Below are 16,325 nucleotides of genomic sequence, written 5' to 3'. Positions count from 1 at the left end.
ATACTCGTTCAGTATAACAGAAAAATTTTATTCATAAAAGGAAAGTCTTGAGAAACATGGCATAATATGGGTTACCATAAAAAAATAACCTGGAAATCCAGATTATTTTTATTCAATCTTAATCAAATCGAACCATGAATATTTATTGCTGATAACTGATTATCAGAACTACTCGGCAACTCTTTCTCTTTTCTTCCTAAAAACGCTAAACCAACTATTTTCCTTCTCAATTGCAATAAGTTTATTCATAAACAAGGGATAATAATCCATCGTGTAGTGCACATAAAAAAGTCCCCATGGATGTTCATCAAAACTTAAAAATTCTTTTTTGCCAGCAAATATATCAATCGTTTTAATCGATTTAGCGCTCTTCTTAATATATGCGTGCATTTCATTCAATATCTCATTATAATAATCCACATCAATGTTCTTGACCTTACCAGAACTTGCAATGTCAAAGCGATTGTCATCAAAATTATAATATTCTTTCACATTCTGGATTTTATGCAAAATAATCTTGCTTTTAGGTGATGCTTTCTTCAGCTTACCAAGAACGATATCCCACGATTTTTGCCAAAGCTCCATGTATGCTTCACGATTTTTATCAATAGATAATTCATCAACTTTACCCTTCAGCGTATCTTTATAGTACGCCGTCCGCCAAAGCTTCCAACGATTATTCGATACGTATTGATCTGGCTCTATCTCCAGTACACCAAAATGGGCATCACCAAACAAATCAACAATAATTGTATCTGGCTGTAACTTTTCTAAGTGATCAAAAAACTCTTTTGTAAAATCTGATCTAACGCACCACTCATCGTATTCGGAAAAATCATCAGCCGCTACAACAGGGTTAGCTCTTTTATTAGATGCCATGGAAATAATCGAACTCTGATTTTGCATGAGGACACATTCAAATTTCTTCTTATAATCAGCATTAAAAATGGAATTAAAGTTATCGCGTGTGGCACAACTGCCAAGTACTGCAATTTTTTTCATTGATTTCTCCCCTTCAAATACGCTCTCTCAAAAAAAGCAGACAGCCTAATATTTAACTGTCTGCTTTCATTATACTATTTCTTCGTGAACTAATAAAGCTGTTTGGTCTTACTTACCACATTCACCGTCTCACTCACAACCGGCTGACCGTCATCACTAGCCTTAAACATCCCCAGCACCGATTGCCCAGTTCCAACGCAATACCCAAAGAATATCGCCAGCGCAATGAGCACCGTCAGCGCAATTTTATCGAACCAAGTCAGTCGATATTTATTTGCATTTGGATTTGGATAAATAACCTTTTGTGGGCGTTTTTGTTTGCGTTTGAAGTCGTCTTGGTATTCCTTTTTGTAAGACTTGGATTGACCGTTGAACCAGCGTACAAATGTGTCGTATTTGTCGGCTACTTCTTGGGCTGCTCCCATTTCGCGAATTTGACCGTAGTGCATCCATATTATCCGATCGCAAAGACTCTTCATTTGGCCTAAAGAATGGCTGACGAACACGATGGTACGACCGGCTTCTTTAAACTCGGTAATTTTATCGACGCATTTCTTATAAAACGTCTGATCACCTACAGATAAGGCTTCATCGATTACTAGAATATCGGGATCGGTATGAACCGAAATCGCAAAACCTAGCCGTGAACGCATACCACTGGAGTAGTTTTTGATTGGCTGGTTCATGAAATCGCCAATATCAGCAAAATCAATGATGCTTGGCATGAGAGCATTGATTTCAGATGTTTTCAAACCGTGCATAAGTAGTTTTAAGCGCACATTCTCGTAACCTGTGAGCGGGCCTTTTAAGCCGACTGCGATGGCAATGAGGGATGTTTCACCATTAATGACTACTTCACCTTGAGTTGGCGGGATGACGCCGGACATGATGTTAGAAATAGTTGATTTCCCGGAGCCGTTGATGCCGATTAGGCCGACTGTTTCGCCGTCGTAAATGTTGAAATTGACATCGCGCAATGCCCAGAAGGATTGCATTTGTTTACTTTTTGGCAAGAATAAGCCTTTGATTTTATCGGATTTATTTTGATAGAGGTCGTATTCTTTGGACACATGTTTGAATGCTACTTTGATATTTTTTCCCATTTGTCCTTACCTCCTATAAATAATCCACGAAGCGTTCGCGGAATTTCATGTGTAATACAGATCCGACATAGAGGCAAACGAGCGTGATGAGCCAAAAATAGACCGTGTAGGACGGTTCTTGCCAAAAGCCTTTATGCCCGACAAAGCTGTCTCGGAATCCCTCTATGATGTAAACGATTGGATTTAATTTCAAAATATCAACAACCCAGCCTGGTAACATCGTGTTCAAGTTCCAGACAACACCTGATACGTAAAATAGGACTCGTAGGACAGATTGTAGAAATACGAAATAATCACGAACGAGTACACTTATGGTGGCATTTAACAAGGTCACACTGAATAAGAAGGCTATCATCGCCACAAAATAATAGAAAAATTGAACCCAATACATTGAAATTGGGGCACCTTTGATGAAGAGCAGTGCAAAAAAGATAACCATCATCGTAACGTAACTTGTCAAATTCGATACGATTGTAATATTTGGCATCACGCTCATCGGGAATTTCATTTTTGAAACCATATGAATCTTATTGAAAATGCTATTTGCTCCTTGTAGGATGACTGCACTAATGAAAAACCACGGAATAATACCAGCTAGCATCCATTCTATATAGCTCGCACCTTCTACACCAGATCTCCCACGCATGGCAAATCCAAATACAAAATAGTAAATCGCAACTTGAATTAATGGGTTTAAAATTTGCCACGCTAAGCCTAGATAATGGCTTTGATAGGTAGCTTTATCTTCATAACGCGCAATTCGAAAAATCATTGGCGCGTACTTAAATTGTTCTTTTAGGACTTCTAATACTTGTTTCACAAAAACACTTCTTTCCGGAATAATAATGCGGTTAACTCATCTCCGTAACCGAAAATCATTTGCTAGATATCGTATAGGCTCCACCCCTTCGTTCTTAGAAAAAGGCACATAATGATGTCGTTTACGCGTTTCTGGGTTGTTTGTCTAGGCTGTTTTTCCGTTGATTCTTCCGTAAATGTAGATCGATTTCTTCGTATTTGCGATAGGCTCTGCTAAAATTGTAAAAACCCACCTTATGTTAAATTACCTCAAAAGTGCGCATTTGTAAAGTAAATTCCTGTATTTCTATTAAATTATTATGGATAGATGGCTTGGAATAAGGCCTCTTCTCCTTCGATTAAACGCGGCCCAGGACGGCTCACTATGGATGGATCGATTTCGTAGACGCGATTATTTTTCACCGCAGGGATGTTTTTCCATGCTGCGCGTTTGGCGATTTCTTGTTTCGCATTAGGATAAATAGTAATAATAACATCTGGTGCGGCTTGAATCACTTGTTCTTCACTATATTGTGGATAGCCTTTTTCGGAGACGATATTTGTTGCTTGGATGTTGGTCAGCATTTCGTTGATGAACGTATCTTGGCCTGCGGTATAAAGATCCGGGCTGATTTCGAACCAAACTTTCGCTTTTGTTTTGACTTTTCGGTCGGCTTTTTTGCGTAGACTTTTGTCCGTCGCTTGCATGGATGAGACTAGCTTTTCGGCTTCTTTAGTTGTGCCTGTGAGGTCGCCGATTTGGTTGAACGTTTCATACGCTGCGTCAAAGGTTAGTGCATCTTCTACGACGAAGAGCGGGATGCTGGCTTTTTTGATTTGATCGTAAGCATCTTTGTTGTAACTCATCATCGAGGCGTGCCCGAGAACGAGATTGGGTTTCATGCCGATGATTTGCTCGACGTTGATTTCTGTTGTCGCAACAATGGGAACTTTTTTGACAGCCGCTGGATAATCGTCGCTCGATGTAACTCCAATGACATTTTCACCGAGACCGAGACGATACAAAATTTCGGTATTGCTCGGGATCAGCGAAACGATCTTTTTCGGTTTAGCGCTAAGCTCGATTTCGGCACTTGTAGCGTCTGTTGCTATGTATTCTGTTTTTTTCGCTGTTTTCTCAGTTGTCGTTTGTGCACCGCATCCTGCTAAAACGAAGATAATGGCTAGACTTAACATCGTGATTATGCTTTTAAAATGCATTTGGATTCTCCTTTTCAAAAATGGAAAGAGCCGGGCATTTGATGTCCCGACTCCTCCTGCGTTCTATGTGTCAGACTCTTCCTACTTCCATAAGAAGGTCTGCTGATTCTATCGTGTCTCCATCTGTGACAAAAATCGCGTTGACTTTGCCATCGAACGGAGCTTGGATTGTCGTCTCCATCTTCATCGCTTCGGTAATTAGAAGTGGATCGCCTTTCTTCACTTCTTGGCCTTTTTCAGCAACAATCTTAATCACGGAACCTGTCATTGTTGCGCCGACATGCTCTGGGTTGGTCGTATCAATCTTATGACGCGTCACGACTGTTGACTGAACATTGAAGTCTTGAATCGAGATTTCGCGCGGCTGACCGTTTAGCTCGAAGTAAATCACGCGCGTTCCATCTGCAATTGGCTCACCAATCGAGCTGAGTTTGATAATCAGTGTTTTACCTTTTTCAAGCTCCACTTCGACCGTCTCTCCTAAGCGCATTCCTTTAAAGAAGGTTGGCGTATCAAGCACCGTCACGTCACCGTATTTCTCAATCATCGCTAAGTAGTCTAAGAACACTTTCGGATATAGAATATAAGACATCACATCATGATCCGTTGGCGCTCCTGTCGTCATCTTCTCAGCTAGCTCTGCGCGAACCGCTTCAAAATCAACCGGCTCCATCAAAGCACCAGGACGTTCTGTCAAAGGCGTGCGTCCCTTCAGAACAAGTTTTTGTAGTTTTTCTGGGAATCCACCGTACGGCTGACCAATCTCGCCCATAAAGAATTCGATGATTGAATCTGGGAAATCTAGCGTTTCGCCTTTATCGTATACATCTTGCTCAGAAAGGTCGTTTTGCACCATGAACAGCGCCATATCACCGACTACTTTCGAGGATGGGGTTACTTTCACGATATCGCCAAACATCTCATTTACGACCGCGTACGTGTCTTTCACTTCATCCCAACGATCGCCTAGGCCTACTGCTTTGGCTTGTTGTTGTAAGTTCGTATATTGACCACCTGGCATTTCGTGGATGTAAACTTCGGTTTGCGGTGAATTCAGCGCATTATCAAAGTCTTTGTAATATTTACGAACATCTTCCCAATAATGGTTAATCATCTGTGAATTATGCGCATTTAAAATCGCCTGACGTTTCCCGTTTTCAAGACCGTAATAAAGTCCAGTCATACTCGGTTGAGATGTCGCACCACTCATCGCACTAGATGAAACATCGACAATATCCACGCCCGCACTAACAGCAGCAGCATACGTATAAATTCCGTTACCACTCGTATCATGCGTATGCAAGTGAATCGGCACATCGATGGTGTCTTTTAATTCGCTTACAAGACGATACGCCGCTTGTGGTTTCAAAAGTCCCGCCATATCTTTAATCGCCAAGATATCCGTACCTTTCGCCACAAGTTCTTTCGCCATCTTTTTATAATAATCTACGTTATATTTCGTACGCGCTGCATCTTCAATATCGCCCGTATAACAAATCGCAGCTTCGACCACTTTACCAGCGTCACGAACGGCCTCAATCGACACTTCCATGCCTTTTAGCCAGTTCAAACTATCAAAAATACGGAACACATCGACGCCACTTTGCGCAGACTGCTTCACAAACTCGCGAATCACATTATCTGGATAATTCTTGTAGCCAACAGCATTCGCTCCACGTAATAACATTTGGAACATCACGTTTGGAATTTGTTTACGCAATGTTTCTAGGCGCACCCATGGATCTTCATTCAGGAATCGATAAGCCGTATCAAATGTCGCCCCGCCCCACATTTCAAAAGAGAACATGTTTGGTAATAAATGCGCCATCGGATCAGCAATTTGGAAAATATCTTTCGAACGAACACGCGTCGCGAGCAGTGATTGATGCGCGTCACGCAACGTTGTATCTGTCAGCAATACCTCTTCTTGTGATTTTACCCATTCGACAATACCAGCTGGACCTTTTGCATCCAAAATTTGTTTCGTTCCCGGTTCGATTTTTGCATCGAAAGGAATCTTCGGAATGCGTAAATCGTCATACACCAGTTTTTCACGATGCTTAATACCAGGGAAGCCATTCACTGTCACGTTACTGATGTAGCGAAGCGTCTTCGTACCACGGTCACGCACTTTCGGGAAATCAAACAATTCAGGTGTCGTATCAATGAACGATGTATTATAGTTTCCACTAATGAAATCAGGATGCTGTACTACGTTTAGCAAGAACGGAATATTCGTTTTTACGCCACGAATCCGGAATTCAATCAAGTTACGAATCATTTTGCGTGAAGCTTGTTCAAACGTCATGCCCCACGTACATAATTTTACAAGTAAAGAATCGTAAAAAGGCGTTACAATCGTACCTTGGAAACCATTCCCAGCATCAAGACGCACTCCAAAACCACCAGTTGAGCGGTATGTATTAATACGACCAGTATCTGGCATAAAGTTATTCAACGGATCTTCCGTCGTAATCCGACATTGAATCGCTGAACCGTTAATGCGAATATCTTCTTGTTGCGGAATGCCCACAATTTGATCATGTATGGAACTACCGTCCGCGATAAATAATTGCGATTGAACGATATCAATTCCTGTAATCATCTCAGTAATAGTGTGCTCTACTTGCACGCGCGGGTTTACTTCAATGAAATAAAAATCTTCACCAGATACTAAAAATTCTACTGTTCCGGCATTTAGATAGTCCACATTTTTCATTAATTTCACAGCAGCATCACAAATACGCTGACGTAATTCAGACGTAATCGCATTACATGGTGCCACTTCTACCACTTTTTGGTGACGTCGTTGTACTGAGCAATCACGTTCAAATAAATGGACGATATTTCCGTGAGAATCCCCTAAAATCTGCACTTCAATATGTTTTGGTTTCACGACACATTTCTCCACGTACACTTCATCGTTTCCAAAAGCTGCTTTTGCCTCAGATCCTGCACGTTCAAATGATTCTTTTACATCTTCCGGTCCTTGAACCACACGCATGCCACGTCCGCCACCACCAAGAGAAGCTTTTACCATCAATGGATAGCCATGTTTTTCTCCGAATGCAGCTACTTCTTCCGCGTTTGCCACAGGCCCATTACTGCCTGGGATAACTGGGATGTCCGCAAGTAAAGCTTGTTCTTTTGCTTTAATTTTATCACCGAACATATCTAGGTGTTTCGATTTAGGTCCTACAAAAATGATGCCTTCTTTTTCACAACGCTTGGCAAAGTCGATATTTTCCGACAAAAAGCCATAACCAGGATGAATCGCGTCAACGTTTGCTATCTTGGCAATTTCGATAATATTATCGATATCCAGATATGCATCAATTGGTTTTTTTCCTTCCCCTACGAGGTAAGCCTCATCCGCCTTATAACGGTGAAACGCCGCCGTATCCTCTTGCGAATAGATCGCTACTGTCTTAATGTTTAGTTCCGTACATGCCCGAAGCACACGAATCGCAATCTCACCACGATTGGCAACTAATACCTTTTTAATGTTGTTCATTTTTTTTCCTCCTAACCTACACTACCTAATTTTTCTATATACATAGCTGCTAACATTATTACCGTCATGGAGAAAAACGGTATATCAGACAATTATAGTATTAAAGTACCCCAGATGTAAATTGTTTTCTCTGATTTTTATAAAAAATGTTCAGATAATTTATCAAAAGTGCATTGTATCAAGGTTTCAAGCTTCTCCAAACTAACGCCCAGCTAAAGTATCAGATATACAATAATTTTTGAAAAAATACAGCGTATCTGATACTTTCCGATAGAAAAAACGAGCCAAAATTTCTCAGCCCGTTTTCCTATTCCTACCTCTGTGGTCGTGGTTGCGCCACTTTTGCAGATTGCGCCAAATCCTTTTCTGAACCATAATTCTTCTGGAATTTATTCATCATCGATACATTCAGTACAATTCCAACCAAAATCGACATTGACATGAGCGATGATCCACCGAAACTCGTGAATGGTAGCGTCACCCCAGTAAGTGGAATCATTCCGGCCGCACCGCCTAGATTAATAAACGCCTGAATCCCAATGAGCGTCGCGGTGCCATAGCAGAGCAACGAACCGAACGAATCATGGGCACGCATGCCATTTGTGATTGAACGCAAAACGATAAAATAAATACCACCAACCGTAACCAAAATACCAAAAAAACCAAGCTCTTCTGCAATAATCGCACTAATAAAATCAGTATATGCCTCCGGTAAATAACCCAGCTTCTGCACACTTTCGCCGAGCCCCTGACCAAAAAAGCCACCAGAGCCAATCGCATAAAATGAATTCACCAACTGGTACCCACTCGCACCATGATCCGTAAATGGATTTTGAAAGCTTGTAATTCGTCCAATTCGCTTCGTTGTAATCAGTTTCGAACGAATATCTTCCGGTAATAGAAAGACGATGACGCATAAAACAGCTAAAATAAGCAACCCTAATCCTACTAATTTCAAAATCGTTTTGAGTCGCATACCTGATGCCATAATAATACCGCACCCCGTCAAGAAAACTATCGCGGCCGTCCCAATATCTGGTTGTAATAATATCAAGAAACAGATTACAACTAAAAACAAAACGGGTGGCAGAACTCCACGGTTAAAATCATCAATGTAACGCTGCTTTTTCGAGTATACCGCAGCCATATAAACAATCATCGATACTTTAATAAACTCAGAAGGCTGAATCCGAATTGGCCCTAACTCCAACCAACTCTGCGCATTGTTCGCCGAGTCTCCGAATGCTAAGACAAGTAGCAAAAGCGAGACAGACCCAAACATGATTAGCATCAACATTTTGTTATTTTGAAGAATCTTATATGGGAACACAGCGAAGAAAACCAACAGGAACAACGAGATAATCCAATTTTTTAATTGACTGTTATAGAATGTCGCGGGGTCCCATCCCTTGTTAATCGCGACAAACATACTAGAACTATAAACCATGATCAACCCAAACAGACATACAATGATGTATACCGCTAAAAGAGGATAGTCATAGGATTTCAACATTTTTTTAAACATACACATCGTCCAATCATTTCGAGCCTTATTCAAGGTCCCTACTGTAGTATCTCTCCATTATATAGGAAACTTGCTTGAAAAGAAATGATAAGGATGACTCATTATGAAGGTATTATTTTTTACGTCTCTCATTGATGCTACATACTTTAGCTAAATCAACCTTCGCTTTGCGATCAATCGTGAGCAGGCCGTTGATTTCCTGTTGCACATCAGTAACTTGCGTATAACAGAAGCCAGAGATATAATCAAGCCCTTGAATGGCACTTGTTATATTTTCAAAACGCTCTAAAAATGCTGCTTCATTTTGCACTTGATTGCCGTAGCCCCAGCCAGATTCTGATTGGAATGCGATACCACCAAACTCAGAGATAATTACTGGCTTTCCGATGTTTTCATAACCGCTAGCGAACGGGTGACGGAACTGATTGTGTTGGAATGCATTGGATAGTAATTTTTCCTGATCTGCATAGCGTTCGGTAAATGTTCTACCATTTTCTTCATAATCATGAAGCGTAATAATGTCAGAAATTGTGTGGTCCCATCCATCGTTCGTCACTACTGGACGCATTGCATCGAACGTTTTGGTCAAATAATAAATACCTTCCGTGAACTGCTGTTGTTTCTTATTTTCGTGAATGTTCTCAACACCCCACGACTCATTGAAAGGAACCCACGTAATAATCGATGGATGATTGTAGTTCTGCTTCACGATATCAAGCCATTCCGCCGTGAAGTTTGCAACTGCTTTATCGCTAAAACTATAGGTAGAACCGACCTCAGACCAAACGAGCAAACCTTTCTTATCACACAGATACAAGAAACGGTTATCCTCGACTTTCTGATGTTTACGGACACCGTTATAGCCCATTTCGAGAATTTTTTCGATATCAAGCTCTAGCGCTGCGACAGATGGTGGTGTCAAATCACTATCTTGCCAGTAGCCTTGATCAAGAATCAAACGTTGATACAGCTCCTCATTATTCAGCATCACTTTTTCGCCTTCAATCGCAATTTTTCGCATGCCGAAATATGATTCTACGCAATCAATGACTGTATTTTCTTTGAGCAAAGTGAATGTGACATCGTATAGATTTGGCGTCTCTGTGTTCCAGACTTTCATACTCCATGGATCACCTTTAGCAAAAACAGAGGCTTGCAAACGCGCCACACCATCCTTCACGGTAGCACTAACTTCCTCGATTAGTTCGCCGTCGAACTGAATAGTCGCACACGCTGTCACATCATCATGCCAGACGTTAGTCTCTACCTCAAAATCGATTTTCCGAGCATCAAAATCCGGCGTCATTTTCACATAATCAATATGAACTGGCGAAACGTATTCCAACCAAACCGACTTCCAAATCCCCGTCGTCTGAACATACCAGCAACCAAAATTATCTTTAATCCAGCGCTGCTTGCCACGTGGTTGCGCCGTATCCATACTATCCTGAACGCGAACAGTAATCCGATTCGCCCCGGCTGCAATATAATCCGTCACATTAAAAACAAATGCCGTATAACAACCTCGATGTTCGCCAACCATTTTCCCGTTCACCCAGACTGTTGTGGCGTAATCCGAACCTTCAAAGTGCAGCAACACATCTTTTTCGGTTTCTGAAACTATCACGTCACGTTCATACCAAACGACTGCATGATGCGACTCATCGTGAATACCACTCGCCTTCGTTTCATAAGTAAAAGGCACTTCAATCACACTCTCTGCTGGCAGGCCCTCGAACCAACCTTTTGCTACACCAACGTCCCCGTCATCAAACGTAAACGCCCATTTGCCATTTAGCAACTCCCAATTCTCTCGTACAAACTGCGGTCTTGGATGTAATTCTTTCATCCCAATTCCTCCCCAATTATCTTATTTTTCTGTAGCCGCATGCCTTTATTTTTAGCCAAACCAATGATTCCGGCGCTCATAAATAAGAAAATATTTGGTATATCCATAATAAAATATGAAAATACACCACAAACGATTAACCAAAGCGGTAATTTCCAGCCAATAGCACCGTCTTTCCAATGTTTCCGTGCCAAATAAATATTCAACAACCCAAGTAAGATCAATAACACCCCGAAGATGACTACAAAGTTAAAAATACTTCCAAACAACGCCTTCATTGCTCGCATTTGCGCCACAGAAAGCCCTGCAACATCTAGCCCTTGCCGCTTTATAAATATCCCATAAACAAAGACTGTCAACAGCCCATCCAACAACTGCCAAGTCGCTGCGATATAAATAAAGATTCGCTCTAATCGTCTACTCACCTAAAAATCCCTCCTGACCTTCCATTCTTAAATAAACGCTAATTTTAGCTTCACACAAATCGAAAGATTAACAGTTAGCTTTGTTCACACTTAATAAAATCGGTCCTTACCCTTTTACGCCAGATGATAGTGCCATCGACTGTAAGAAATATTTTTGCGCGAACAAGTATAGTATGAAAGTCGGTACAATCGCGACAAGCGCCCCTGCCATCAAATGTGCCGGTTGTGCCTGATACATCCCTTGTAACAGCTGAAGCCCAGGGGTAATCGGCATCATTTCAATGTCATTAAACACGATTGAAGGCCACAGGAAGTCGTTCCAAGCTGCCGTGAAAGTGAACAGCGCCACAACCATTAACACCGGTCGTAAAAGTGGCAAAATCACTTTGTAGAAAATTTTGAAATCACCTGCACCGTCGATACGAGCCGCCTCATCAAATTCAATCGGAATATTCACCATGAACTGCCGAACAAGAAAGATATTGAATACAGCCGCAGCTCCCGGCACAATAGCCGCTAAATAATTATTCACCCAACCGAAAGTATCAATAATTTTATAAAGTGGAATTAAATTCACGACACTAGGAAACATCATCGTTGCCATCAAAAAAACAAACATGGCATTACGTCCGCGAAATTTCAAACGACTGTATGCAAACGCCGCCAAAGATACTACTACAAGTACAAGCACCGTTTGCGATACAGCAATAATCATTGAATTCATAAACCACCTTAAAAGTGGCGTGGCTGCATTATTAAATAGCAGTTCCGTATAATTTGTCGTCACCCATTGCACAGGAAGGAATTTAAAGCCCACCGTCGCAACCTCTGCCTCCGATTTAAAGGACGTCACAATTCCCCACGCGAGCGGAACAACCCAGATGATAGCCATCACAAGCAAGAATATAAAAGCAATTAATTTTGGTATAAAACGTGTATCTTTTTTCATCAGAAATCCATCCCCTCTCGCCGTTAGTTTTTATTCCGTAAAAAGAAAAATTGGACTGCGGAAACAGCCATGATACACAAGCCGAGAATAACAGCCATTGCAGATGCAATTCCCGCAATCGATTGGCCAGTACCAAACGCATTTTGCTGAATATACATTAACAGCACCGATGTCGAGCCAGATGGACCACCTTTTGTCAGCATCAGTGGTTGCCCATAAACGTTAAACTGAGCAATAGTAGTCATTACTACAGTATATAATAACTGCGCGCGAATACTCGGAAGCGTTATCTTGAAGAATTTTTGTACAGAAGTGGCACCATCGATTTCAGCTGCTTCATAGAAATCCTGAGAAATGCCATTTAGTGCAGCCTGATAAATAATCATATTCCCACCGATACACCACCAAACCGTTACAATCACAAGCGTCATCCAAGCGTAAGGCTGCGTGCCTACCCAATTAATCGTCGTGCCAAGAAACTGGTTGATTGGACCGAAACTCACATTAAACATCAAGCCCCAAATAATGATAACCGCCGAAATAGCAAACAACGATGGCAAATAAAATAGCGATTGAAACAGCTTATTTAGCCGTGGCTTCGCGTTTAGTGCACTAGCTAATAATAACGGGACAATAATACAAAATGGTACGGTTAACACGACGAAAATAAATGTATTTCGCAACCCATTATGTAACTGTTCATAAAAAGTCGAATCTTTCTGAAACAATATTTCGCGATAATTATCAAATCCTACAAAATCAGGCGTACCAATCAAATCCCAATCCGTAAAAGAAATATAAATTCCATAAACAACAGGAACAAGAAAAAAGATCAAGAAAATAATTAAATGCGGACCTGCAAATAACCACGGTGTGAACTGCCATTTTCTTGTTTTATATGTTATCGTTTTAGCATTTGCTTCCATTACAATCACTCCCAATTTTTCATCTAAGGCTTGAGAATTCGCAAATTCTCAAGCCCATTATTTGATTTAATTATTGGATTTATCTTTAGCAATCTTATCTTCCACTGCTTTTTGCATATCTGCTAACCCTTTATTCACTGGCGTCTTACCGAAAATAATATCATTTCCATTCGCATCCAATTGCTCCGAAACGTAACCATTATACTTATAATCAAAAATCTTCAACGATTTCTGCTCAGCTGGATTTAGCAATAAGAACGATTGTGGCATCTCCTTGTAACTCGGCTCATCCATGATTTTTAGAGATGCTGGGTTTTGGCCTGATTTCGCCCATTCTAGCGAGTTATCTTGCACCCAGTCGATAAATTTCAGCACGCCTTCTGTTTTTTCTTTCGAGCGGCCTTCACTGTTAAACATCGTGAATTGATGCGAGCTAGACCAGTTCACCATCTTATTTTTATCATCGCTTAATTGCGGTGCATTTGTGATTCCCCAATCGAACTTAGCATCTTTCGCATTATTCTGCATCCAGATTCCCTCTGGCGCAAATATTACTTTTCCGGCAATGAATTTTTGGAAATAATCTTCGCCATCTTTTGTTGTAATACCATCCTTGTACATGTCTTTCCACAGATTAAACGTATCTTTTGCCTGCTGATTATCAAGCGTTGGATCAACACCATTTTCTGTTAACTTCCCGCCGTTTTGCGCATAGAGAGATAGGAATACCGGTTTCACCCAGCTTACAGATACTGCATCAATTTTGTCCTTTTTAGCCAGCGCACCCGCTGCTTTTATTTCATCAAAAGTGACAATATTATCGTCCAGCGCGTTTGGAGCATATTTTTTCACTAAATCTTTGTTATAGTACATAATGAAAGAGTGGATATCGAGCGGGATACTATATCGTTTATTATCCAATTCACCAATATTCCAAGCTTCCGGCACATAGTTTTCCGCTTTTAAGTCTGGGAAATCTGCCAAATAATCATCATAGTTTAACAACATGTCATTGTCCACATACTGTTTAATACGCTCAGCATGAACGATCGTCAAATCAGGAATATTTTTTCCGGAGTTTACAACCGTTGGAATTTTCGTGTACATATCGCCCTCTTTTAAAGACATGTTTTTAACTTTGAATTCCGGATTTGTTTTATTGTATGCGTCCACCATTTTTTGCATATTCGCACCATCTGGACCAGTAAATGGATTCCAAAAAATAATTTCCTTACTTTTAGCTGTATCCTTCGCCTCACCAGAACCCCCACATGCAGCCAATCCAGCAACCAATAATAACATACAAACAAGACCTAACATTTTTTTCATTTTATATTCCTCCCTCTTTGTTGAGACTCTTACGAAGCGTACTTCGCTAAGTTAGAGCCTCAATATGCATGCGAGCAAAGCGAGCATGTAATCCCCCAGTGGCTCTTGCCTCTAAACCCAGAATAGCTTCTAGATTAAGTCTCCACCTGTGAAAAACAAACACCTCGACTCACACCTCTAAAACCAGCCACATCTACACCAGTCACAATTAGATGTAAACGCCTACATAAAGCTTTTCAAAAAAAGAAATTCTTTAATTAACCATCAAGTAAATTAATAACTAAATTTCTTTTATAATTTTACTATAATTCACTAAAATTTTATTGTCAACACTTTTAGTTCTTTTATCAGCAATTTTATGTTATGATGAACCAATAAGTTCACTAAATTGTTTTTACACTATTTACAAACTACTTTTAATCTATCTAACCATTAACTAAAGGAGGATTTTTGTACATGCAATTAGACATTTCCAAAGATTCCATTCACGTTTATGAAGCTCTTGCCAGCGATACTAGAATTCAAATTTTGAACCTACTTTCACAAAATTCTATGAACATTAAAGAGCTCGCACACGCCTTACATATGAGTAGCGCTATCATCACTCGCCACATCAACCAACTGGAAAACGCCAAATTAATCCGCACAGAAAAAATACCTGGAAAATCTGGCATCCAGAAAATTTCCAAGCTCGTTGTTGACAAGATTGAGATTACGTTTCCGACCACTATCTATCCTAATTTTAAAATGCGTTCCTTAGAGCTACCAGTTGGGCATTATACCGATTATAACGTCACACCCACATGCGGTTTAGCTTCTAGTAAAGAATTTATTGGTCATGTAGACGAGCCAAAATATTTCATGGATGCCAACCGAATGGACGCACAAATCATCTGGTTTACACAAGGCTATCTCGAATACAAAGTCCCTAATCCTCTACAAAAAGACGAACAGATAGAACTGCTTGAAATCAGTTTTGAAATCGCCTCTGAGTTTCCTTATTCCAATAACGTTTGGCCCTCGGATATATCTTTCTATTTAAATGGTCATGCGCTTGGAACATGGACTTGTCCTGGAAATTTCTCTGACATCCGTGGTAAGTACACGCCAAGTTGGTGGGAGGATTCCAATAGCCAATATGGGCTCTTCAAAACCATTCGTATTTCACAGCATGGTACACATTTTGATGGAGAGATATTATCTGAATTAACTTTAGATGATTTAGAAATAACCGAAGAACTCTTAACATTCCGTATAGCCGTTGAAAAGGATGCTAAAAATATTGGCGGGACCACGATATTCGGAAAAGGATTCGGAAATCACCAGAAAGATATGGAGTTTAAGTTTTATTATAGCGAGAAGTGCTGAAACGGCCCGCTCGGCTCCGAAAAAAACTGGAGCGGCCGTAAGAAAAAGCCGCTCTTGCTTTTTGTGGAGGGCGTGAAGTTTTTGAGGAGTTGGCCGTTGAAGCCGGATTAACCAAAGTGCTGAACGGGCTCGTTCAGCTCTGAAAAAATTTGTTAGGGGGCGCAGTAAAAGTCTTCTTTTGACTTTTGCGGAGGCCACGAAAATTTCGAGAGGCTGGCTGTTGAAGCTGGATCCTGGAGGAGTCTGAGACAAAAGGTTCTCTGACCTAGAAAAATACGTATCCAAAATCTGCATTTAGATTTTGGATACGTATTTT

Annotated in this window: 12 protein-coding genes; 1 reads left to right on the top strand and 11 read right to left on the bottom strand. The window is 40.7% G+C overall.

The genetic code is table 11. The features are described from left to right. Nucleotides 1-168: 168 nt before the first annotated feature. The 11 genes from R8925_RS08415 to R8925_RS08365 form a co-directional block, all read right to left on the bottom strand. The gene (locus R8925_RS08415) at nucleotides 169-1,002 is read right to left on the bottom strand and encodes a DUF6270 domain-containing protein (RefSeq protein WP_430535444.1); all 834 of its coding nucleotides are present in this window, start codon (nucleotides 1,000-1,002) and stop codon (nucleotides 169-171) included. Between the two features lie 89 nt (nucleotides 1,003-1,091). Beyond that, nucleotides 1,092-2,105, bottom strand: coding sequence for an ABC transporter ATP-binding protein (locus R8925_RS08410; RefSeq protein WP_430535443.1), 1,014 nt, complete (start codon nucleotides 2,103-2,105; stop codon nucleotides 1,092-1,094). Between the two features lie 13 nt (nucleotides 2,106-2,118). Then, complete coding sequence (locus R8925_RS08405) at nucleotides 2,119-2,925, bottom strand: ABC transporter permease (protein WP_430535442.1); 807 nt, start codon at nucleotides 2,923-2,925, stop codon at nucleotides 2,119-2,121. A gap of 296 nt (nucleotides 2,926-3,221) precedes the next feature. Continuing rightward, the gene (locus R8925_RS08400; protein WP_430535441.1) at nucleotides 3,222-4,124 is read right to left on the bottom strand and encodes an ABC transporter substrate-binding protein; all 903 of its coding nucleotides are present in this window, start codon (nucleotides 4,122-4,124) and stop codon (nucleotides 3,222-3,224) included. Between the two features lie 70 nt (nucleotides 4,125-4,194). Continuing rightward, nucleotides 4,195-7,638, bottom strand: coding sequence for a pyruvate carboxylase (gene pyc, locus R8925_RS08395; protein ID WP_430535440.1), 3,444 nt, complete (start codon nucleotides 7,636-7,638; stop codon nucleotides 4,195-4,197). Between the two features lie 313 nt (nucleotides 7,639-7,951). Beyond that, the gene (gene ftsW / locus R8925_RS08390) at nucleotides 7,952-9,163 is read right to left on the bottom strand and encodes a putative lipid II flippase FtsW (RefSeq protein WP_430539427.1); all 1,212 of its coding nucleotides are present in this window, start codon (nucleotides 9,161-9,163) and stop codon (nucleotides 7,952-7,954) included. Between the two features lie 112 nt (nucleotides 9,164-9,275). After that, nucleotides 9,276-11,012 carry a glycoside hydrolase family 2 protein gene (locus R8925_RS08385; RefSeq protein WP_430535439.1) on the bottom strand — a complete coding sequence of 579 codons (1,737 nt, stop codon included), beginning with the start codon at nucleotides 11,010-11,012 and terminating at the stop codon, nucleotides 9,276-9,278. Beyond that, nucleotides 11,009-11,437, bottom strand: a complete 429-nt coding sequence (locus R8925_RS08380; protein WP_430535438.1) for a hypothetical protein — start codon at nucleotides 11,435-11,437, stop codon at nucleotides 11,009-11,011. Before R8925_RS08380 ends, R8925_RS08385 begins: the two co-directional genes overlap by 4 nt. Nucleotides 11,438-11,543: 106 nt before the next feature. Then, entirely contained in the window at nucleotides 11,544-12,386 is an 843-nt protein-coding gene (locus R8925_RS08375) for a carbohydrate ABC transporter permease (RefSeq protein ID WP_430535437.1), read from the bottom strand. A 23-nt stretch (nucleotides 12,387-12,409) separates the two neighbouring features. Beyond that, entirely contained in the window at nucleotides 12,410-13,312 is a 903-nt protein-coding gene (locus R8925_RS08370) for a carbohydrate ABC transporter permease (RefSeq protein ID WP_430535436.1), read from the bottom strand. Between the two features lie 66 nt (nucleotides 13,313-13,378). Beyond that, complete coding sequence (locus tag R8925_RS08365; RefSeq protein ID WP_036070046.1) at nucleotides 13,379-14,641, bottom strand: extracellular solute-binding protein; 1,263 nt, start codon at nucleotides 14,639-14,641, stop codon at nucleotides 13,379-13,381. Nucleotides 14,642-15,097: 456 nt separating this feature from the next. Between R8925_RS08365 and R8925_RS08360 the strand changes: the two genes are divergently transcribed. Further along, nucleotides 15,098-16,009, top strand: a complete 912-nt coding sequence (locus tag R8925_RS08360; RefSeq protein ID WP_430535435.1) for an ArsR/SmtB family transcription factor — start codon at nucleotides 15,098-15,100, stop codon at nucleotides 16,007-16,009. Nucleotides 16,010-16,325: the final 316 nt, after the last annotated feature.

It is taken from the genome of Listeria rocourtiae subsp. hofi (assembly GCF_963575615.1).
GTDB classification, from domain to species: Bacteria; Bacillota; Bacilli; order Lactobacillales; family Listeriaceae; genus Listeria_A; species Listeria_A hofi.
This window is presented reverse-complemented; position numbering and strand designations above follow the sequence as displayed.

What these genes read in the sequence shown, in the direction of transcription:
- R8925_RS08415 (WP_430535444.1), bottom strand. Translation starts at nt 1,002, where the DNA reads ATGAAAAAAATTGCAGTACTTGGCAGTTGTGCCACACGCGATAACTTT.
- R8925_RS08410 (WP_430535443.1), bottom strand. Translation starts at nt 2,105, where the DNA reads ATGGGAAAAAATATCAAAGTAGCATTCAAACATGTGTCCAAAGAATAC.
- R8925_RS08400 (WP_430535441.1), bottom strand. Translation starts at nt 4,124, where the DNA reads ATGCATTTTAAAAGCATAATCACGATGTTAAGTCTAGCCATTATCTTC.
- pyc (WP_430535440.1), bottom strand. Translation starts at nt 7,638, where the DNA reads ATGAACAACATTAAAAAGGTATTAGTTGCCAATCGTGGTGAGATTGCG.
- ftsW (WP_430539427.1), bottom strand. Translation starts at nt 9,163, where the DNA reads ATGTTTAAAAAAATGTTGAAATCCTATGACTATCCTCTTTTAGCGGTA.
- R8925_RS08385 (WP_430535439.1), bottom strand. Translation starts at nt 11,012, where the DNA reads ATGAAAGAATTACATCCAAGACCGCAGTTTGTACGAGAGAATTGGGAG.
- R8925_RS08375 (WP_430535437.1), bottom strand. Translation starts at nt 12,386, where the DNA reads ATGAAAAAAGATACACGTTTTATACCAAAATTAATTGCTTTTATATTC.
- R8925_RS08370 (WP_430535436.1), bottom strand. Translation starts at nt 13,312, where the DNA reads ATGGAAGCAAATGCTAAAACGATAACATATAAAACAAGAAAATGGCAG.
- R8925_RS08365 (WP_036070046.1), bottom strand. Translation starts at nt 14,641, where the DNA reads ATGAAAAAAATGTTAGGTCTTGTTTGTATGTTATTATTGGTTGCTGGA.
- R8925_RS08360 (WP_430535435.1), top strand. Translation starts at nt 15,098, where the DNA reads ATGCAATTAGACATTTCCAAAGATTCCATTCACGTTTATGAAGCTCTT.